16 protein-coding genes are annotated in these 17405 nt (G+C 61.4%); 8 read left to right on the top strand and 8 right to left on the bottom strand.

Going from position 1 to position 17405, the window contains the following annotated elements; genetic code table 11:
* The first annotated feature begins 1 nt into the window (after nucleotide 1).
* The 8 genes from Q0938_RS14285 to Q0938_RS14250 are packed head-to-tail and all read left to right on the top strand — an operon-like array spanning nucleotide 2 to nucleotide 9285.
* On the top strand, nucleotides 2–1393 hold the full coding sequence (locus Q0938_RS14285; protein ID WP_073068783.1) for an AMP-binding protein: 1392 nt from the start codon (nucleotides 2–4) through the stop codon (nucleotides 1391–1393).
* A complete protein-coding gene (locus Q0938_RS14280; RefSeq protein ID WP_073068768.1) occupies nucleotides 1390–2997 on the top strand; it encodes a carboxyl transferase domain-containing protein in 1608 nt (535 codons plus the stop codon). Before Q0938_RS14285 ends, Q0938_RS14280 begins: the two co-directional genes overlap by 4 nt.
* Before the next feature lie 10 nt (nucleotides 2998–3007).
* Complete coding sequence (locus tag Q0938_RS14275) at nucleotides 3008–5017, top strand: biotin carboxylase N-terminal domain-containing protein (protein WP_073068770.1); 2010 nt, start codon at nucleotides 3008–3010, stop codon at nucleotides 5015–5017.
* 1 nt (nucleotide 5018) lies between these two features.
* Nucleotides 5019–5978, top strand: coding sequence for a hydroxymethylglutaryl-CoA lyase (locus Q0938_RS14270; RefSeq protein WP_073068772.1), 960 nt, complete (start codon nucleotides 5019–5021; stop codon nucleotides 5976–5978).
* A 12-nt stretch (nucleotides 5979–5990) separates the two neighbouring features.
* Nucleotides 5991–6905 (top strand): SDR family NAD(P)-dependent oxidoreductase, encoded by a 915-nt coding sequence (locus Q0938_RS14265; protein WP_082135449.1) that lies wholly within the window; start codon nucleotides 5991–5993, stop codon nucleotides 6903–6905.
* Entirely contained in the window at nucleotides 6890–7699 is an 810-nt protein-coding gene (locus Q0938_RS14260) for a citryl-CoA lyase (RefSeq protein WP_299363619.1), read from the top strand. The genes Q0938_RS14265 and Q0938_RS14260 overlap by 16 nt, the downstream gene beginning before the upstream one ends.
* A gap of 3 nt (nucleotides 7700–7702) precedes the next feature.
* Nucleotides 7703–8866 carry an acyl-CoA dehydrogenase family protein gene (locus tag Q0938_RS14255; protein ID WP_073068775.1) on the top strand — a complete coding sequence of 388 codons (1164 nt, stop codon included), beginning with the start codon at nucleotides 7703–7705 and terminating at the stop codon, nucleotides 8864–8866.
* An 11-nt stretch (nucleotides 8867–8877) separates the two neighbouring features.
* Nucleotides 8878–9285 (top strand): hypothetical protein, encoded by a 408-nt coding sequence (locus Q0938_RS14250; RefSeq protein ID WP_299363615.1) that lies wholly within the window; start codon nucleotides 8878–8880, stop codon nucleotides 9283–9285.
* Here the strand turns inward: Q0938_RS14250 and Q0938_RS14245 are convergent.
* From Q0938_RS14245 to Q0938_RS14210, 8 genes are all read right to left on the bottom strand, one after another.
* Nucleotides 9266–10198, bottom strand: coding sequence for an IS5 family transposase (locus Q0938_RS14245; RefSeq protein ID WP_073068870.1), 933 nt, complete (start codon nucleotides 10196–10198; stop codon nucleotides 9266–9268). The genes Q0938_RS14250 and Q0938_RS14245 overlap by 20 nt on opposite strands.
* Before the next feature lie 506 nt (nucleotides 10199–10704).
* Nucleotides 10705–11757, bottom strand: a complete 1053-nt coding sequence (locus Q0938_RS14240; protein WP_299363610.1) for a phenylacetate--CoA ligase family protein — start codon at nucleotides 11755–11757, stop codon at nucleotides 10705–10707.
* A gap of 171 nt (nucleotides 11758–11928) precedes the next feature.
* Nucleotides 11929–12738, bottom strand: coding sequence for an enoyl-CoA hydratase/isomerase family protein (locus Q0938_RS14235; protein WP_073068788.1), 810 nt, complete (start codon nucleotides 12736–12738; stop codon nucleotides 11929–11931).
* A gap of 28 nt (nucleotides 12739–12766) precedes the next feature.
* On the bottom strand, nucleotides 12767–13918 hold the full coding sequence (locus tag Q0938_RS14230; protein ID WP_073068790.1) for an acyl-CoA dehydrogenase family protein: 1152 nt from the start codon (nucleotides 13916–13918) through the stop codon (nucleotides 12767–12769).
* The gene (locus Q0938_RS14225) at nucleotides 13915–15042 is read right to left on the bottom strand and encodes an acyl-CoA dehydrogenase family protein (protein ID WP_073068792.1); all 1128 of its coding nucleotides are present in this window, start codon (nucleotides 15040–15042) and stop codon (nucleotides 13915–13917) included. The genes Q0938_RS14230 and Q0938_RS14225 overlap by 4 nt, the downstream gene beginning before the upstream one ends.
* Complete coding sequence (locus Q0938_RS14220; RefSeq protein ID WP_073068794.1) at nucleotides 15029–15478, bottom strand: MaoC family dehydratase; 450 nt, start codon at nucleotides 15476–15478, stop codon at nucleotides 15029–15031. The genes Q0938_RS14225 and Q0938_RS14220 overlap by 14 nt, the downstream gene beginning before the upstream one ends.
* Nucleotides 15475–16194: a transglutaminase family protein gene (locus Q0938_RS14215; protein WP_073068796.1), complete on the bottom strand. Its 720-nt coding sequence runs from the start codon at nucleotides 16192–16194 to the stop codon at nucleotides 15475–15477. Before Q0938_RS14215 ends, Q0938_RS14220 begins: the two co-directional genes overlap by 4 nt.
* A gap of 68 nt (nucleotides 16195–16262) precedes the next feature.
* On the bottom strand, nucleotides 16263–17399 hold the full coding sequence (locus tag Q0938_RS14210) for a CaiB/BaiF CoA-transferase family protein (protein ID WP_073068819.1): 1137 nt from the start codon (nucleotides 17397–17399) through the stop codon (nucleotides 16263–16265).
* Nucleotides 17400–17405 lie beyond the last annotated feature (6 nt).

Raw genomic sequence — 17405 nt, 5'->3', positions numbered from 1 at the left:
TATGCAATTTAGAATGCGCTTCCGGCGGGAGGATGCCGCCGACAAGGTAAACGATCACTTCTGGCACCCAGTCGAGGGCACGCCGCTCGAGGAGGTGCGCCGCATTCAGGAAGAGCGGCTGCGCGATCAAATGGCCTATCTCAAGGTGAACTCGACCTTCTATCAGGAGAAGTTCGCCGAGGCCGGTGTGGAATTCGGCGATATCCGCACCATCGAAGATCTGCAAAAGCTGCCCTACACATACAAGACCGAGATTCGCGAAAGCCTCGCGGCAGAGCCGCCCTTCGGCAAGCACCGCGCCGCGCCGATGGCCGACATCATCCAGATGCAGGCCTCGTCGGGGACAACCGGCAGCCCCGCATATGTGGCCCTGACCGAATCCGACGCCGAGATGTGGCACGAGATGACGGCGCGCTGTTTCTTTGCCAACGGCGTGCGGCCCGGCGACATGGTGCTGCATGCGTTTTCGCTGGCCAAGGGCTTTGTCGGCGGCATCCCGGTGATGCAGGGACTGCAATACATGGGTGCGATCGACGTGCCGGTGGGGGCGGATGGCGGCGCGGAAAGGCTGCTGCGCGCTTGTGCGGACACGCGCCCGCGCTGTATCGTCGGCGCACCTAACTTCGTTCTGCAACTGGCTGAAAAGGCTCCGGAAGTGCTTGGCTGCAAGGCCAGCGAGCTGGGCGTCGAGCGGGTGGTCGTGGGCGGCGAACCGGGCGGCGGCATCCCGGCGATCCGCGCCAAGATCGAAGCGGCCTGGGGTGCCAAATGCACCGAGATGCTGGGGGGCACCGATCTGGGCGTGACCTATTGGGCCGAATGCGACGCGCAATCGGGCATGCATATGGTCAACATGGACTACATCATCACCGAACTGCTCAATCCCGAAAGTGGCGAGATCATTCCTTGGAAAAAAGGCGCCGAGGGCGAGATGATCTATACCGCGATCGGCCGGCGGGCAAGCCCGCTGGTGCGGTTCCGGTCGGGCGATTATATTGAGGTCATCGACACCGAGTGCTCCTGCGGCCGCACCGGCCCCAAGATCCGTTGCACCGGTCGGACCGACGACATGCTGATTGTGCGCGGGGCCAATGTGTTTCCTTCGGCGATCAACAGCGTGATCACAGAAATGGTGCCCGAAACCAATGGTGTCATGCGGATCGTGGCAGATTTCGAAGGCCACACTACTCAGGGCGCGCTGAAAGTGATCGTCGAACGCGGTCCCGGTCGCGATCCATCTGATGACAACGCCCTCAAGAATAAGATTGAGCAGCGCTTGCGCGATGCCCTCGTTTTCAGGGCCGACATTCGCCTGGTCGCGCCGGATACGTTTGAAAAACCCGGCGCAGCTAAGGTCGCCTTTGTCCTCAGAAAGTACCCGGACCTGCCATGACGAAAATGAAATCCCTTCTCGACACCGGGTCCGACGACTTCCGGAAAAACGATGCGCTTTACCGGGAAAAGGTCGGCGAACTGCATGCGCTTCGGCTGCTACAACGCGTCGGCGGCCCGGAAAATGCGCGGGAACGGCATGTCAGCAAAGGCAAGATCTTGCCGCGCGAACGGGTCGAGCGGCTGATCGATCCGGGAACGCCCTTTCTTGAAATCGGAGAACTCGCCGGGCTGAACAAATATGAAGGCGTGCCACCCGGTGCAGGGATCATCACCGGCATCGGCGTGATCGAGGGACGTCAGTGCATGATAATCGCCAATGACGCTACCGTGAAGGGCGGCACCTATTTCGGCATGACCTGCCGCAAACACGTCCGGGCGCAGAAAATCGCCTGGAAAAACCGTCTTCCGGTGATCACCCTGGTCGATTCCGGCGGGGCGTTTCTGCCGGAGCAGGCGAGTATCTTTCCCGATGAGGGGCAGTTCGGCTCAATCTTCCATCAACAGATCGGCATGTCGGGCGATGGCGTACCGCAGATCGCCGTGGTCATGGGGCCCTGCACCGCGGGCGGCGCCTATATCCCGGCGCTTTGCGACGAGGTGGTGATCGTGCGCGGTCAGGGCTTCATGTATCTGGGCGGGCCAGAATTGACCTTTGCTGCGACCGGCGAAAAGGTCGATGCCGAAACGCTGGGCGGCGGTAAGATGCATTCGTCCGTTTCCGGCGTGACAGACCATCTTGCCGAGGATGACGCGCACGCGCTGGCCATCACCCGCGAAATCGTCAGCCACCTGGGCGAAAAACCGCAGCCGCGCAAGACGCCGACGTCGCCGCGCCCCCCTGCCTATCCGGTCGAGGAGATCTATGGCGTCGTCAGCCGAGACCCAAGGGTGCCGACCGACAACCGCGAGATTGTTGCGCGCCTTGTCGATGACAGCGATTTTCACGAGTTCAAGCCGCTTTTCGGCGACACCCTCATGACCGGCTGGGGCCGAATCCATGGCCACGAGGTCGGCATCCTGGCCAACACCGGCGTGCTCTTTGTCGAGGCCGCGCTGAAGGCTACGCATTTCATCAATCTCTGCGTCCAGCGCGATATCCCGCTGCTGTTCCTCGCGGATGTGAACGGCTTCATGGTAGGCCGCGACGTCGAGCAGATGGGCATTGCCAAGGCGGGCGCCAAGATGATCACCGCCATGTCTTCGGCGCGGGTGCCGAAGTTCACCATCATCACCGGCGGCTCTTACGGGGCGGGTTACCTGGCCATGCTTGGCCGCCCGTTCCAGCCGGACGCGATGTTCGCCTGGCCCACGGGCCGGTCCGCGATCATGGGGCCGGAACAGGCCGCCAGCGTGCTAGCGCAGGTGCGCGCCCAGATCAACGAACGCGAAGGCAAGAAATGGACACCCGAGGAGGAGGAAACCTTCAAGGCACCAATCCGCAAGGAATACGAGGATTTCCAGGGGGCCTACAATTTCGCCTCCAACCTCTGGATCGACAGCGTGATCGAGCCTGCCGAGACCCGGGACGTCATGGCGCTGATGCTGGACATCGCTTCGCGCAGGCCCAAGGTCGAAACGCATTTCGGCGTGTTCAGGATGTGAGGCGCAAACCATGAAAATCAAAACGCTTCTTATCGCCAATCGCGGCGAAATCGCCTGCCGAATCGCACGCACCGCGCGGGCCAGCGGCATCACCCCTGTTGGCGTGCATTCGCAGGCCGACGCCAACGCCCTTCACGTCCGTGAGATCGGCAAATCTGTCTGCATCGGTGCCGGTCCCGCATCCGAGAGCTATCTGAAGATCGACGCAGTCATCGCCGCCGCCAGATCCGTCGGCGCCGATGCGATCCATCCCGGTTACGGCTTTCTGGCAGAGAACGCAGATTTCGCCCGCGCGGTCGAAGCCGCAGGCATGATCTTCATGGGGCCGACACCGGACACGCTGGAACGCTTCGGCGACAAGGCCAGCGCCAAGGATGCGGCGGTTGCTGCCGGCATTCCGGTTGTCTCGGGCGCCCAGGGCGCGCGCTCCAACCCGCAGGAAATCGCACAGGAAGTGCGCAAGATGGGCCTACCGGTGCTGCTCAAGGCGGTCGGCGGCGGCGGCGGGCGCGGGCAGCGGCTCGTGACGGTTGAAGCCACGCTTGTGGAGGACATCGAGGGCGCGCTGCGCGAAGCAAAGTCCACCTTTGGCTCCGAGGGCCTTCTGCTGGAACGCTTCCTGCCCGAGGCACGCCATGTCGAGGTGCAGATCGCGGGCGACGGCAAGGGCCATGTGCTGCACCTGTTCGAGCGCGACTGCACGCTTCAGCGCCGCCACCAGAAGGTCATCGAAGAGGCCCCGGCTTGGGGCTTGCCTCGCGCGCTTCTTGACGAGATCGCGCATGACGCGGTGCGCCTGGGCGAAACGCTCAATTATCGCGGCCTGGGCACGGTCGAATTTCTGGTCGCGGGGGACGAGTATTTCTTTCTGGAGGTGAACCCGCGCATCCAGGTGGAACACCCCGTCACAGAGGCGATCACCGGGCTGGACCTGGTCGCGTTGCACCTGCGCATTGCCGAGGGCGCGGGCTTGGGGCTTGTTCAGGAGGATCTGCGGATCAACGGCCACGCCGTCGAGGCGCGGCTTTATGCCGAAGACCCGGCCATGCAATTCGCCCCCTCGACGGGCACGCTGACCACGCTCAGCCTGCCCGGCGGCCTGCGGATCGACAGCGGTGTCGAAGAAGGCGACGCGGTGACGCCCTATTACGACCCGATGATCGCTAAGCTGATCGTTCACGCGCCCGACCGGGAAACCGCCTTGGCGCGGCTGGCGACGGCGCTGGACCATATCGCGGTGGAGGGCGTGGAAACTAACCGTGCCTTTCTGACGGCGCTAGCGCGAAACCCCGAATTCGGGCAGATGCAGGTTCATACGCGCTGGATCGACGGCCAGCTTGACGCGCTGACACAGCCGCCCCCCCTTACCCGCCCCGAGCGGTGGAAGGCGGCAGCCGCGATTCTGTTCGTGGCAACGTCGCGCCGCGATGCGGACGTGGATCCCTGGAGCAACCGCGATACCTTCACCGGCTGGCGGCTTGGCCTGGGTGGAGATGCGGTTGAGGCGGGACAGCGCGTGACGCTCACCGATTCCGCCGGTGCATCGGAGGAATTGCGCGTCGGCCCTGTCAAACCGGGTGACAAATACACCGTTATTTTGGAAAACGGCGATGCTACCATGTTGACCGCGCGTGAAATCACGCCGGGTCGATGGCGCCTGAGCGAGGGCGATACCGTCCTTTTGATCGACGCGCGGCTCCACGCCGGGGTGATTGAGATGGACACGCCCGAAGGTCGGCTGATCTTTCGCCCGGCCACGCCGCTGGCCTTTGCCGGCGGCGATGCGGCAGCGGATCGCGCCGTGGTCTCGCCGCTAACCGGCATGATCGTCGAGATCAAGGTGACCGACGGTCAACCCGTCGCCGCAGGCGACGTGATCGCGGTCATGGAATCAATGAAACTTGAAATCTCGATCCGCGCTGCCGCAGCCGGTACCGCCAGCAAGATATCCGTCTCGAATGGTGACATGGTCAATCGCGGCCAGGTCATCGCCGAGATACTGCCATCCGAGGAGCAATGAGATGAGCGACTTTCCCAAATTCGTCGAATTTCGTGAGGAAGGCCCGCGCGAGGGCTTTCAGATCGAAAAGAAGATCTATCCGATCGAACAGCGGATCGAACTGATCGATATGCTCAGCGACACCGGTCTGAAGCGCATTCAGGTCGGCAGCTTTGTCAGCCCGAAATACGTGCCGCAGATGGCGGACACCGGGGAGTTGTTCCAGCGTATCAAGCGCAAGCCGGGCGTGAATTACACGTCACTATGGCTGAACGACAAAGGGTTTCGCAAGGCCCTGACGGCGCATGAGGTCGATATCGACCCGCGCCTGCTGTTATATCCTTCCGAGGCGTTTGCCCAATCGAACAACAATTGTTCCTCCGCGGAAATGCGGGAAAAACAACGCGACTGGGTTCGTCTTTACAAGGAAGAGGGATATACGATCGACGCGGCCTATGTGATGACGGCCTTCGGCTGCAACCTCGAAGGCCCCATCCCGCAAGAGCGCATCTTGGACGATTTCCGCTTCGTTCTTCAGCTGTGCGAAGAAGAGGACATCCCCGTACCGATCCTTGTGATCGCCGATACAATGGGCTGGGGCAACCCCGAGGCTCTCAAACGAATGATCGGCGCGCTGCGGGAACTGGCACCCAGTGCCCGCATCGGGATGCATATTCATGACACGCGCGGGCTTGGCATCGCCAATCTCCATGCCGCCCTGTCGATGGGCGTGGACATGTTCGAAAGTTCGGTCGCCGGTCTTGGCGGCTGTCCTTTCGCGGGCCACGGCCACGCCCGCGCCGCAGGAAATGTCTGCACTGAGGATGCGGTGTTCCTGTGCCACGAGCTTGGCATCGAAACCGGCATTGATCTGGACAAGCTGATCGCAGCGGCGGTCAAGGCGGAAGAGATCATCGGCGTGCCTCTCATGGGCCGGGTCATGCATACCGGCGGGCTCGACAAGTACCGCAAGGCAAACTGAGGAGGGATGAAGATGGCGAAGGCGCTTGACGGAAAAGTGGTTCTGGTCACCGGCGCGGGTGGCGGTATCGGCCGCGATATCGCGCTGATGGCGGCGTCCGAAGGGGCGGCGGTGGTAGTCAATGATCTGGGGGCGTCCCTGAAAGGCACCGGCCAGACCGAAAGCGCCGCTCAGGCCGTCGTCGCAGAGATCAAAGCCGCCGGAGGTGATGCGATCGCCGATGGCGGTTCGGTCACCGACCCCGAGGCCGCGCGTGCGATGATCGAGGCCGGTGTCAAGGAATTCGGTCGCATTGACGCGGTGGTCAACAACGCAGGCATCCTGCGCGACGGGTTTTTCCACAAGATGACATACGAGGATTTCGATGCGGTGGTGAAGGTCCATCTTTATGGTGCCTTCAATACCAGCCGCGCTGCCGCCGATTATTTCCGCGAACAGGAAGGCGGCGCTCTGGTTCACATGACCTCGACCTCGGGTCTGATCGGCAATCTGGCGCAGGCCAATTATGCGTCTGCCAAATTGGGCATCGCCGCCTTGTCGAAATCGATTGCGCTCGACCTGAAGCGGTGGAACGTGCGGTCGAACTGCATCGCGCCCTTCGCCTGGAGCCGGATGATCTCGTCTATCAAGACAGACACCCCGGAACAGGTGGCGCGGGTCGAGAAAATCAAGCAGATGACCCCTGCAAAAGTTGCGCCGATGGCCTGTTTCCTGATGAGCGACCGCGCGGCTGACGTGTCCGGACAAGTCTTTGCGGTTCGCAAGAACGAGATCTTCCTGTTCAACCAGCCCCGCCCGGTGCGGTCGGTTCATTCCGGCGAGGGCTGGACAGCGGACGAAATCGCCGAGCGCGCCATGCCCACGCTCAGATCGCAGTTCACACCGCTCGAAGTGTCGGCGGACGTCTTTTCGTGGGATCCGGTCTGATGGGAAAACGTAAGGAAAAGATTAGCTCGAACATCGCCTGGAGCACGCCGGAAAAGATCTGCGTGCGGGGCCTTGATCTGCCGAACGAGATCCTGGGCCACATGAACCTGGGCGATCTCGCCTTTCTGCAACTGACGGGCCGCAAGGCCACGCCAGAGGAAAGCCGGGTCTTCAACGCCATCATCATCACCCTGGTAGAACATGGCATCACGCCCTCGGCGCTGGCCGCGCGCATGACATATATGGGCGCACCGGAATCGCTTCAGGCGGCGGTGGCGGCGGGACTGTGCGGGCTGGGCACGGTCTTTGTTGGCTCGATGGAGGGCGCCTCAAAAATGCTCTACGAGGCGCTGCCGCAGGACAGGCGCGGCACCGGCGCCGACCTGGATGCCATAGCGCTGGAAACGGTTGAGAAGTTCCACGCCCGCAAGGCCATCGTGCCGGGGCTGGGCCACCCGGTTCACAAGCCGGTCGATCCGCGCACACCGCGCCTGTTCCAGATCGCAGCCGAGAACGGCAGATCCGGTCAATACATCGAGTTGATCCAGAAAATTCAGGGCGTGGCCGAGGCGAAATCGGGCAAGATGCTGCCGATCAACGCTACCGGTGCCATAGGCGCGATCTGCTGCGAATTCGGCTTTCCGTGGAAGATCGTGCGCGGCTTTGGCGTGATGGCGCGGGCCATCGGGCTGGTCGGCCATATCCTTGAGGAAAGCGAAAACCCAATTTCTTATGAGCTGTGGCAGCGTGCCGAGCAGGAAATCCTTGAAACCTCGGGACCGGGAGCGAAATAAGCGATGCAGACATCAGCCCCCGACACCCATGGCGACCTGCGCGATGCCCTGCGCGCGCTTTGTGCACAGTTCCCGCCGCAATATCATCGAAAGTTCGGCGAGAACGAAACCTACCCCGAGGAATTTGTCGATGCGCTGACCCGCGAGGGCTGGCTCGCCGCGATGATCCCCGAGGAATACGGCGGATCGGGCCTGGGTCTGACCGAAGCCTCGATCATCATGGAAGAGGTGAACCGCTGCGGCGGCAACGCGGGCCACTGCCATGGGCAGATGTATAACATGGGCACGCTTCTGCGGCACGGCTCGGACGAGCAGAAGCAGAAATACCTGCCCGCCATCGCCAGCGGCGCGCTCCGCCTGCAGTCCATGGCCGTGACCGAGCCGACGACCGGGACCGACACCACCAAGCTCAAGACTACAGCGGTCAGGAAGGGCGACCGCTATGTGATCAACGGCCAGAAGGTCTGGATCAGCCGCATTCAACATTCGGACCTGATGATCCTGCTGGCCCGCACCACACCGTTGAAAGATGTCAAGAAGAAGTCCCAGGGCCTGTCGATCTTCATGGTTGATCTGAAAGAGGCCATTGGCAATGGCATGGAGGTGCGCCCCATCGCCAACATGCCGGGCCACGAAACCAATGAAGTGTTCTTCGACAACCTGGAGATTCCCGCCGAGAACCTGATCGGAACCGAAGGCCGCGGATTTTACCACATTCTTGACGGGCTCAACGCCGAGCGCACGCTGATCGCCGGGGAATGTATCGGGGACGGATACTGGTTTGTGGACAAGGCCCGCGCCTATGCCGGCGAGCGTATTGTCTTCGATCGCCCGATCGGTCAGAATCAGGGCGTGCAGTTTCCTATCGCCAAGGCCTATGTGAACGTCGAGGCCGCCAACCTGATGCGCTTCGAGGCCGCAAGACGCTTTGACGCCGGGCAGGATTGCGGGGCACAGGCGAACATGGCAAAACTACTGGCCGCCGATGCCAGCTGGGAAGCGGCAAATGCCTGCATCCAGACTCATGGCGGCTTCGGCTTTGCGCGCGAATACGATGTCGAGCGCAAGTTCCGCGAGGCCCGACTGTATCAGGTGGCCCCGATCTCGACCAACCTCATCCTGTCCTATGTCGGCGAGCATATCCTGGGTATGCCGCGGTCGTTCTGAGGCCAGGGACCATGAATGAGATCGACCTTGACGCGCTGGCACCCTGGCTAGGACGCACTGAAACCAAAGAAGACGTCCTGACGCACGGTCTGATCGACAAATTCCGTGCCACGTTCGGTCCGCATCTTTGGGGCGGAGCAGGTGATGTCCCGCTGGGGGTTCATTGGTGTATTGCCCTTGATACCGTGCCAGCTGCCGCCCTGTCAGACGATGGCCATGCCGCAAGGGGTGGATTTCTGCCCCCTGTCCCGCTGCCCGCCCGCATGTGGGCCGGCGGCGATGTTACACATTTCACGCCGCTGACGATCGGCGAAGCCGTCACCCGCCGCTCGGTGATCGGGGATAGACTCTGTTGCACAAATCGGGTGATGGCCGAGGTTCCCCCTTCCCCGGACCGACTTATCCCACAGCTTCCGTGACGGGTATGCCGAGCGCGGTGTATCCGTTCAGGACGGCGATTCGGACCTGGAGTTCAGCGACCTGACGGTCGAAGTCCCGCGCCATGAGCCGCTGCCCCAGCAACTTCACACAATGCATCTTTGTCTCGACGCGGCTTCGGCGGTGGTATCCGCTCCATCGTCGCCAGAGCGCGCGGCCCAGGTATTTCGCCGCGCGCAGGGCCTCGTTTCGCGCCACGGCTCCAGCGGTGATCGTCTTCCAGGGCTTCGCGTTCTTGCGGGGCGGGATGACGGCATGGGCGCCGCGGTCGGCAATGGCGTCGTGGCATTTACGTGTGTCGTAGGCACCGTCGGCGGTGACGCTGCCGATCCGCTCGTCCGCCGGGATCTGACCGAGCAGGTCGGGTAGCACAGGGGCATCACCGATGTGGCTCCCGGTGATCTCGACAGCGCGGACCTCCAGTGTTTCCTCATCGATTCCGAGATGGATCTTGCGCCAGACGCGCCGTTTGGGACCGCCATGCTTGCGGGCATGCCACTCGCCTTCCCCCTCGACCTTGATGCCGGTGCTATCGATCAGCAGGTGCAGTGGCCCCTTGGAGCCGCGGTAGGGGATGTTTACGGCCAAGGTCTTCTGGCGGCGAGATAGCGTGCTGAAGTCGGGCACCGTCCAGTCGAGACCAACCAGCTGCAACAAGCTCTCGACGAACCCGGTCGTCTGCCGGAGCGCCATGCCGAACAGCACCTTCATCGAGAGGCAAGTCTGTATGGCGGCGTCGCTGTAGCTCTGCTGGCGGCCACGCCTGCCAGTTGGTGCGGCCTCCCAGCTCATCTCGGGATCGAACCAGATCGTCAGCGATCCGCGGCGCTTGAGCGCTTCATTGTAGGATGGCCAGTTCCTGGTCTTGTAGGTTGGAGGTGTGGGTCTGCTCATGGATTCCAGCTACCACGCTGGATTCATGAGATGAATCCCAAAAGGGACTTGTGCAACAGAGCCATCGGCGGCATCACACCTGCCATGAAACTGAAAATGGCCGCGTAAATTCTACGAATACACCCCGTCAAAAAGGGGGAGATTACCCATTTCAGCGGGGTGAATGCCAATTGCCTCAAACCTTCGATCCGGTCAATAGGCCTAGATCCGGAAAACCTGACCGGCGAAGGCAACAAGCTAAACCTCTCCACCGGCGACGTCCGCCCAAAGGCATGGCGCGACATCTGGGGCTGCGGTCAGGGTATCGGAGCGGTTCACGCGGTGACGACAACGGCGGACTACGTCGACCGCCTCGGCCGGGAATACCGTGCCGCGAAGGACGCGCTCTGCGACTGAGCGCGGGCAACTTTGAGCAAACCCGTTTCGGTCAAGACAGTCATATCAGCCGGATTTGGTCGCCCGCCTTGCGATCTGCCCGGAAAATCAGCGCGGTCCGGGTCCGCGCCTCATCCGTCCTTGTCGTTGACGATCAGATCGGCATTCTCCGGCAACTCCGGCACCACGCTCACCGCGTCGGCGCGGATCCTGGAATGCGACTTGAAGGCCTCGGCAGCGGCGATGATTGCGGCCGAGGCATCGGCACCGTCTTCCAGCACAAGCGAGATGCGGATCATGTCGCGTTCGTTCTCGCGCGTTACCACGGCCTGCGCGGCCTTCACGCCGGGCGAGCCGATGACGACCTCCTCGATCACGCGCGGATAAACGAAAATCTCGCGCACTTTGACCGCTGCGCCGACTCGGCCCTGCAGTGCGGAAATCCGGCTGACGGTGCCATCAGCGTTGCTCCCCAGCGCAAAAGCGCTGTCTCCGGTGCCAAACCGAATCATCGGCCAGGTGGCATCGCGCGCGGTCACAACAACCTCACCCGGTTCCCCGTGAGCGACCTGTTCTCCACTGACCGGATCGCAGATCTGCACAACGCGGTCGGGATGAACCACATAGCCATCGCCGCCATCCTCATAGCCGACAAGGCCCAGATCCGCAGTGGCATAGGCAGCCCAGGTCGTCACGCCATAGTCTGCCTCGATCCGGCGGCGCTTGGCCATCCAGTCGCCCATCTCACCACCGAGGAAGGCCGTTTTCACCTTCCAGGCGTCGCGGCCATAGGTTTCGATCACCTTGTCCGCCAGCGTCAGGAAAAACGCGGTGGATGCGCAGATCGAAGTGACGCCGGTTTCGACGATGATCTGCGCCTGAAGCTCGGTATTGCCGACGCCGCCGGGAATTACGGTGGCCCCGGCGGCCTGTGCCGCTTCGTCGAACAAAAGCCCCGCCGGCACGAGGTGATACATCCAGGTGTTCAGAATGATGTCGCCCGCACCCACGCTGGCCGATCTGAATAGAAGGTCCAAGCCGTGGCCACCGCCGCCCGAAAGCGACGGCTCGAAGATCGGGCCGGGCGACACGTAGATCCGGCCGACATCCTTTAGATCGGCAGCGAGAAACCCGCCGAAGGGCGGATTGGCGCGCTGGAGCTTGAGAAGCTCTTCCTTCTTCATCACCGGCAGCCGTGACAGATCTGCCAAGGACCTGACGGCCGCCGGATCGAATCCGGCAGCCGCAAATCGTGATTTCAGCCCAGATGCCCTTTCGGCTGCGGCGGCATAGGCTTGAGCTATGTCCTTGTAGATGTCTTCAGACATGATCATGCCTCCCTCTTCAGTCGTGGCTTAAAGCGGGCAGTCCTTGCGGAAGTTCGGCGCGCGCTTCTCGCGATGCGACAGTACCCCTTCCTTGACGTCTTCGCCCATGAACCCGAGCATTTCAAGCGCAGTCGAGGCATCGAAGATCGGGCCAGCCTGGCGCAGCCAGTTGTTCAGCGAATATTTGGTCCAGCGGATCGCGCTTTGCGAGCCGTTGGCGAGCTCGACGGCCGTATCCAAAGCGATTTGCTGCAACTCGTCATCTTCGACGCACATTGACACTAGGCCGATGCGCTCGGCCTCTTCGCCCGAAACCGGCTTACAAGTCATCAAATAGTATTTCGCCTTGGCCATCGAGGTCAGCAATGGCCAGATGATTGCCGCGACATCGCCAGCGGCAACGCCCAGACGCGGGTGACCATCGACGATCTTGGCCTTCTTACCGGCGATCGAGATGTCGGCTAGGATGGCCACCACAAGGCCGGCACCGGCGGCAGGGCCGTTGATGGCGGAAATAATCGGCTTGTTACAGTTGATGATGTTGTAGACGAGGTCTTTGGCCTCTTTCCACGTCTTCATGATCTCGTACGAATTGCCGATCATGTTTTCGATCAGGCTGAAATCGCCGCCGGCCGAGAATGCCTTGCCCGCGCCGGTGACTATGACCGCATTGATGTCGGGGTCACGATCGATATCGATCCACATATCTGTCATCTGAGTGTGGGTTTCCGCATCTACGGAATTGAAAGTCTCAGGGCGGTCGAACGTGATGCGCAGGACGCGATCAGCCGGGTAGTCGAATCTCATCTTGTGATATTTTGCGTAACGATCGGACATGGTTCTTTTCCTCCTCAGGGTATTAGGTTCAGTCAGGCAATCCGAGAACGGCCTTGGACAGGATGTTTCGCTGGATCTCGTTCGACCCTCCATAGATCGTCGTCGGTCTGGCCTTGTAGAAACTCGCAAGGACATCGACGCTTACATTGCCGACCTGAAGCGGGCCGACGGTGCCGCCATCGGGTCCGGCTGCCTCGATCATCAGCTCGGTGATGCGCTGAAAGCACTCGGTCACCCAGATCTTGAGCATCGAGACATCGGCGCCCAGCGTTTCGCCGCGCTTCAGTTGGTCGGCGAAACGGGAGTAAAGCGCCGCGTGATCCTCGACATCAAGCGCGGCTTGCGCAAAGCGGTCGCGGAACACTGGATCGTCAAAAGCGCCACGGCCCCGTGCGAAGCTCTCAAGCTGCCCCAACGCGTTCTGGGCCAGGCTGGGCGAGCCGATGAAGATGCGCTCGAAGCTCAGGAGCGCCTTGGCCATGGTCCAGCCCTTGTTCAACTCGCCCACGAGGTTTTCGCGGGGTGTACGGGCATTGTCGAAGAAAACCTCGCAAAATTCCGTTTCCCCCGAAAGCGTGGTGATCGTGCGCACCTCGACACCGGGTTGATCCATCGACGCAAGGACAAAGCTGATTCCCTGTTGTTTTTTGGGCGCGTCCGGATCGGTGCGGACCAGCATGAAGATGTGCGTGGCGTCATGCGCCATCGTGGTCCAGATCTTCTGTCCGTTTATGACAAAGTCGTCGCCGTCAATCTCTGCGCGTGTGCGCAGGTTGGCCAGATCGGACCCGGCACCGGGTTCCGAATACCCCTGGCACCAGATGTCTTCGCAACTGAGGATTCGCGGCAGCCAATAGTTTTTTTGTTTCTGAGTGCCGAACTTGATGATCAGGGGGCCGACCATCTGCACACCCATGTCTCGACCACGATTGACACCCCAGCGCTGCTGCTCTTCGTAGAAGATCAGCAGCTTGGCGGCATTCAGCCCCATACCGCCGTATTCCGCGGGCCAGGCCGGCGCAACCCATCCCTTGGTGTGCAGCTTGCGATGCCAATGTTCAATCTCGGCGAACTTGGGGCGGTGCGGCAGATGGCGCAGCTCTTCGGGGTACTCGGCCTCGAGGAACCCGCGCACCTCTTTGCGGAATTCCGCATCGCTCATTGCGTTCCAGTCGGTCATTGTGCGGCCCCCTCTTCTTCGCGCGCGTCAAACCAGATCCGACGGTGATAGGCGTCGTCGCCCAGCCAGGCCGACAGCACCAGCGCCCGGTTCAGATAAAGCCCGATATCGAATTCATCGGTGTAGCCGACCGCGCCGTGCAGCTGGATGGCGTCGCGGGTGACTTTCCTGGCGGCCGTGACCGCCCGTGCCTTGGCCCGGCTGGCCAGACGTGCGCGGATACTTGCGTCCGTTTCGCCATCCATCCGCATCAGAACTTCGCGCACTGCGGCCTGCGCGACCTCGCACATCACGTTCAGGTCGACGGCGCGGTGCTGGATGACCTGGAAGGATCCGATCGGCTTGTTGAACTGCTCGCGCGTCTTGATGTAGTCGAGCGTAATCTCGAAGGCGCGCTGGCTCAGGCCGACAAGCTCGGCTGCGGCAAGCGCCGTTGCGTCGGCCACAGCCTCGGACAGCGCTCCCTGAACCGCGGCACCGCAGGCCAGCTCCGCAGCCGGCGTTCCTGAAAAGGAAAGCTCGCCCAAGGAACTGCCATCGGCCTGCGCCCGCCTGGTCGTAACAAGCCCATCCGCGCTGGCCTCGGCCAGAACTAGAACCGGGCCACCATCTGCTTCGGCTACAACAAGGAAATCCTGCGTTCCTCCCGCGCCAACCACCCAGGCCTTGCCGCCGGTCAGCTTTCCGTCCGCATACCGGCAAGTCGCATCAGCGGAAGCGCCGCCCGGACCACGTTCCTGCCAGGCAACCGCCAGCGATGCCTCGCCGCCGATAAGCTGTTCCAGCTTCGGATGCTCCGGGCAAAGGCGGCGCAGAAGGCCTAGGCCAAGACCAATCGTCGCCACGACCGGTTCCGGGGCGATCACGCGGCCGACCTCTTCGGCGATAACGCCACCGGCAGCCAGGCCCATGCCAAGCCCCCCCTGTTCTTCGGGCACGGCCACGCCAAAAACACCGGCTTCGCCCAATTCCCGGACCATATCCGGGTCAAATTCGCCCCCGGCATCGCGGAGCTTTCGCGACCGTCCACTTCCGCCCGCGCGGTCAAACAGCGTGCGCGCGCTTTCGCGCAGCAGGCGAAGGTCTTCTTCTTGTTCGCTGGATTGCATATCAACCTGTGTCATTTCGTTTTCGCTTCATCATCAATGGGACGTCAGCTGAAAGAACCACCTCGCCCTTGGGGTTCCTGACGCTGAGCGTATAGTGCAAGACACCTCGATCGGGCTTGCTTTTGGACGGCGTGACCGAGTTGATAGTCATTTCGATATCGAGGGGTTCATCCGGGCGGACAGGCAGCAGCCAGCGCAGATTCTCGAAGCCCATGCCGCCGATATTGGCCACATTGACCATCAATTCCGTCACGACAGGTTTGAACACCTCAAGCGCGGTCTGAAATCCCGAGGCGATCAGGCTGCCATGTATCGCGGTCGCATAGTCTTCGTCGGTGTGCAGCCGCTGCGGGTCCCACTCCTGGGCAAAGGCCTTTATGGACTGTGCGCTCATCGGGGCGCTGCGAAAGTGAAAGACTTGGCCCGACTCGAAATCGTCAAGATATTTCAAGCGGCCCCCTCCTTTGCGAAACCGGAATCATACCCGCTCGAATCTTTGGAGATTCTCACCCGGTTGAACTCTTCCAGTTTCGGGTAGGTTTCCTTGAAGGCCGTCAGGAATTCCGTCATCGGCGCATCGACATGAAGACCCCGGTCGTTCACATATTCCATGTGGCGCTGGTCCTTCTCGTCGAATTCGTGGAAAAGAGCATCGTGATAGCCGTCAAAAACCAGAGGCTTGACCCCGAATCTTTCACACAGCTCTATGTTGAAAGCGGGTGTGACCTTATAGGATTCACCACCCAGCCACAGTTGAACATAACCGTGATAGATAAAGAGATCGGTCCCCATCAGCTCCTGCAGCTTGGGAGTATTCAGGTGGTTGCGCACATCCGCGAATCCCAAAGCGGCGGGGATACCGACGGCGCGCAGACAGGCCGCAAGTAGGATTGCCTTGGGGACGCAGAAGGCTGCCTCCGCCCCGGCGATCCGGCTGGCACGATAAGAATCTTCATCCAGCGCAAAACAATACGGGTCGTAACGGATATCGTCGCGAACCGCTTCGAACAGGCGGATTGCCTTATCTCGATTGGTCGCGTCCACAGGAAGATCGCGCAAAGCCGATGTGATGAAACCCTGCACTTCGAGGCTGTCGCTCTCGACAAAGTGCGCGGGCAAGACAAAGCGCGCAGCTTCTGTCGGCAGGTCGTCGTGGGGTTGGGCCAATGGACCTCTCCATTTTTTTTTCTAACAAATGTTAGAGTACAATCTGAAAACCTGCGGGTCAACGAATTTCATTGTGTTTTTCGCAAGTCCTGGCCAAAGCGGGTATTATCTTCCCCCAATGCCGCAGCACGTCCGGCCGAACTCGCCGCAGAACGGAATTCCGGAGCAATTGGCAGCGGCAGCGCCGGTACCTCCCGACCAGAAATGTTCAGCTTTCGCTCGAATACGCCTCGCGCGATAAAATGCGGATCGGCCGCAGCTTCGGCGGGCGTTTTCACGACGGAACAACAACAGTCCGCAGCGGCCAGCAAAGACTCCCAATGGGTCGAGGGATGGTCGCCCAGACGACGCGCCACTTCCGCAACACTGGCATTGGGGTCGGACCAGTCATCACGAAGCTCCTGCGGCAGGCCGATGACATCGCAGAACAACTGCCAGAACTTTTCCTCGATCGCCCCGACGGCGATCTGACGGCCGTCCGCCGCGGTATAGAGACGATAGCGCGCTAGGCCGCCGGTCAGACGGCTGCTGCCGCTTGCGATGTCATTGCCGGCGATCACGCCATCTGCTTGGGCCCAGTAGGCAAAGGCAAACGCCCCCTCGGACATGGCGATATCCAGATGCGTTCCCTGACCGCTTGCCTGCCGCGCAATCAGGGCCAGCAGGATATTGACCACCGCCGGATAGGTTCCGCCCCCGATATCAGCGACCAACCCGAAGGGCATGGTTGGCTGCTGATCCGGTCCCCGGCTCAGCGACAGAATCCCCGCATCGCCCACATAATTGAGATCGTGCCCGGCAGTCGAAGCCTTCGGGCCGGTCTGTCCATAACCGGTGATCGAACAATAGATGAGACCGGGATTGATCTCGCGCACGGCCTCGTATCCCAGACCGAGCCGGTCCATCACTCCGGGGCGAAATTGCTCTACCAGAACATCGGCCTTTTCAAGCAAAGGGCGCAGAACATTCATTGCGCCCTTTGACTTGAGGTCGATTGCCACCGACCGCTTGCCGTGATTCAAAACAGCGAAGCCAATGCTCTCCCCGTCTATTTTCGGCGCGGTCAGGCGTGCGTCCTCACCCGTGCCCGGACGCTCGAACTTGATAACCTCGGCCCCGGCTTCGGATAACATGAGCGTGGCCATCGGGCCGGGAAGAAGGGTGCTGAAATCCAGCACCAAGATATCCTTGAGCGGCTGTGTCATCCTCCC

Source organism: uncultured Paracoccus sp., from assembly GCF_947496875.1.
Taxonomy (GTDB): Bacteria; Pseudomonadota; Alphaproteobacteria; order Rhodobacterales; family Rhodobacteraceae; genus Paracoccus.
Note: the sequence above shows the minus strand (reverse complement) of the source record. Positions and strands in the feature narration are given on the sequence as shown.

What these genes read in the sequence shown, in the direction of transcription:
- Q0938_RS14285 (WP_073068783.1), top strand. Translation starts at nt 2, where the DNA reads ATGCAATTTAGAATGCGCTTCCGGCGGGAGGATGCCGCCGACAAGGTA.
- Q0938_RS14280 (WP_073068768.1), top strand. Translation starts at nt 1,390, where the DNA reads ATGACGAAAATGAAATCCCTTCTCGACACCGGGTCCGACGACTTCCGG.
- Q0938_RS14275 (WP_073068770.1), top strand. Translation starts at nt 3,008, where the DNA reads ATGAAAATCAAAACGCTTCTTATCGCCAATCGCGGCGAAATCGCCTGC.
- Q0938_RS14270 (WP_073068772.1), top strand. Translation starts at nt 5,019, where the DNA reads ATGAGCGACTTTCCCAAATTCGTCGAATTTCGTGAGGAAGGCCCGCGC.
- Q0938_RS14265 (WP_082135449.1), top strand. Translation starts at nt 5,991, where the DNA reads ATGGCGAAGGCGCTTGACGGAAAAGTGGTTCTGGTCACCGGCGCGGGT.
- Q0938_RS14255 (WP_073068775.1), top strand. Translation starts at nt 7,703, where the DNA reads ATGCAGACATCAGCCCCCGACACCCATGGCGACCTGCGCGATGCCCTG.
- Q0938_RS14250 (WP_299363615.1), top strand. Translation starts at nt 8,878, where the DNA reads ATGAATGAGATCGACCTTGACGCGCTGGCACCCTGGCTAGGACGCACT.
- Q0938_RS14245 (WP_073068870.1), bottom strand. Translation starts at nt 10,198, where the DNA reads ATGAGCAGACCCACACCTCCAACCTACAAGACCAGGAACTGGCCATCC.
- Q0938_RS14240 (WP_299363610.1), bottom strand. Translation starts at nt 11,757, where the DNA reads ATGAAGAAGGAAGAGCTTCTCAAGCTCCAGCGCGCCAATCCGCCCTTC.
- Q0938_RS14235 (WP_073068788.1), bottom strand. Translation starts at nt 12,738, where the DNA reads ATGTCCGATCGTTACGCAAAATATCACAAGATGAGATTCGACTACCCG.
- Q0938_RS14230 (WP_073068790.1), bottom strand. Translation starts at nt 13,918, where the DNA reads ATGACCGACTGGAACGCAATGAGCGATGCGGAATTCCGCAAAGAGGTG.
- Q0938_RS14225 (WP_073068792.1), bottom strand. Translation starts at nt 15,042, where the DNA reads ATGACACAGGTTGATATGCAATCCAGCGAACAAGAAGAAGACCTTCGC.
- Q0938_RS14210 (WP_073068819.1), bottom strand. Translation starts at nt 17,399, where the DNA reads ATGACACAGCCGCTCAAGGATATCTTGGTGCTGGATTTCAGCACCCTT.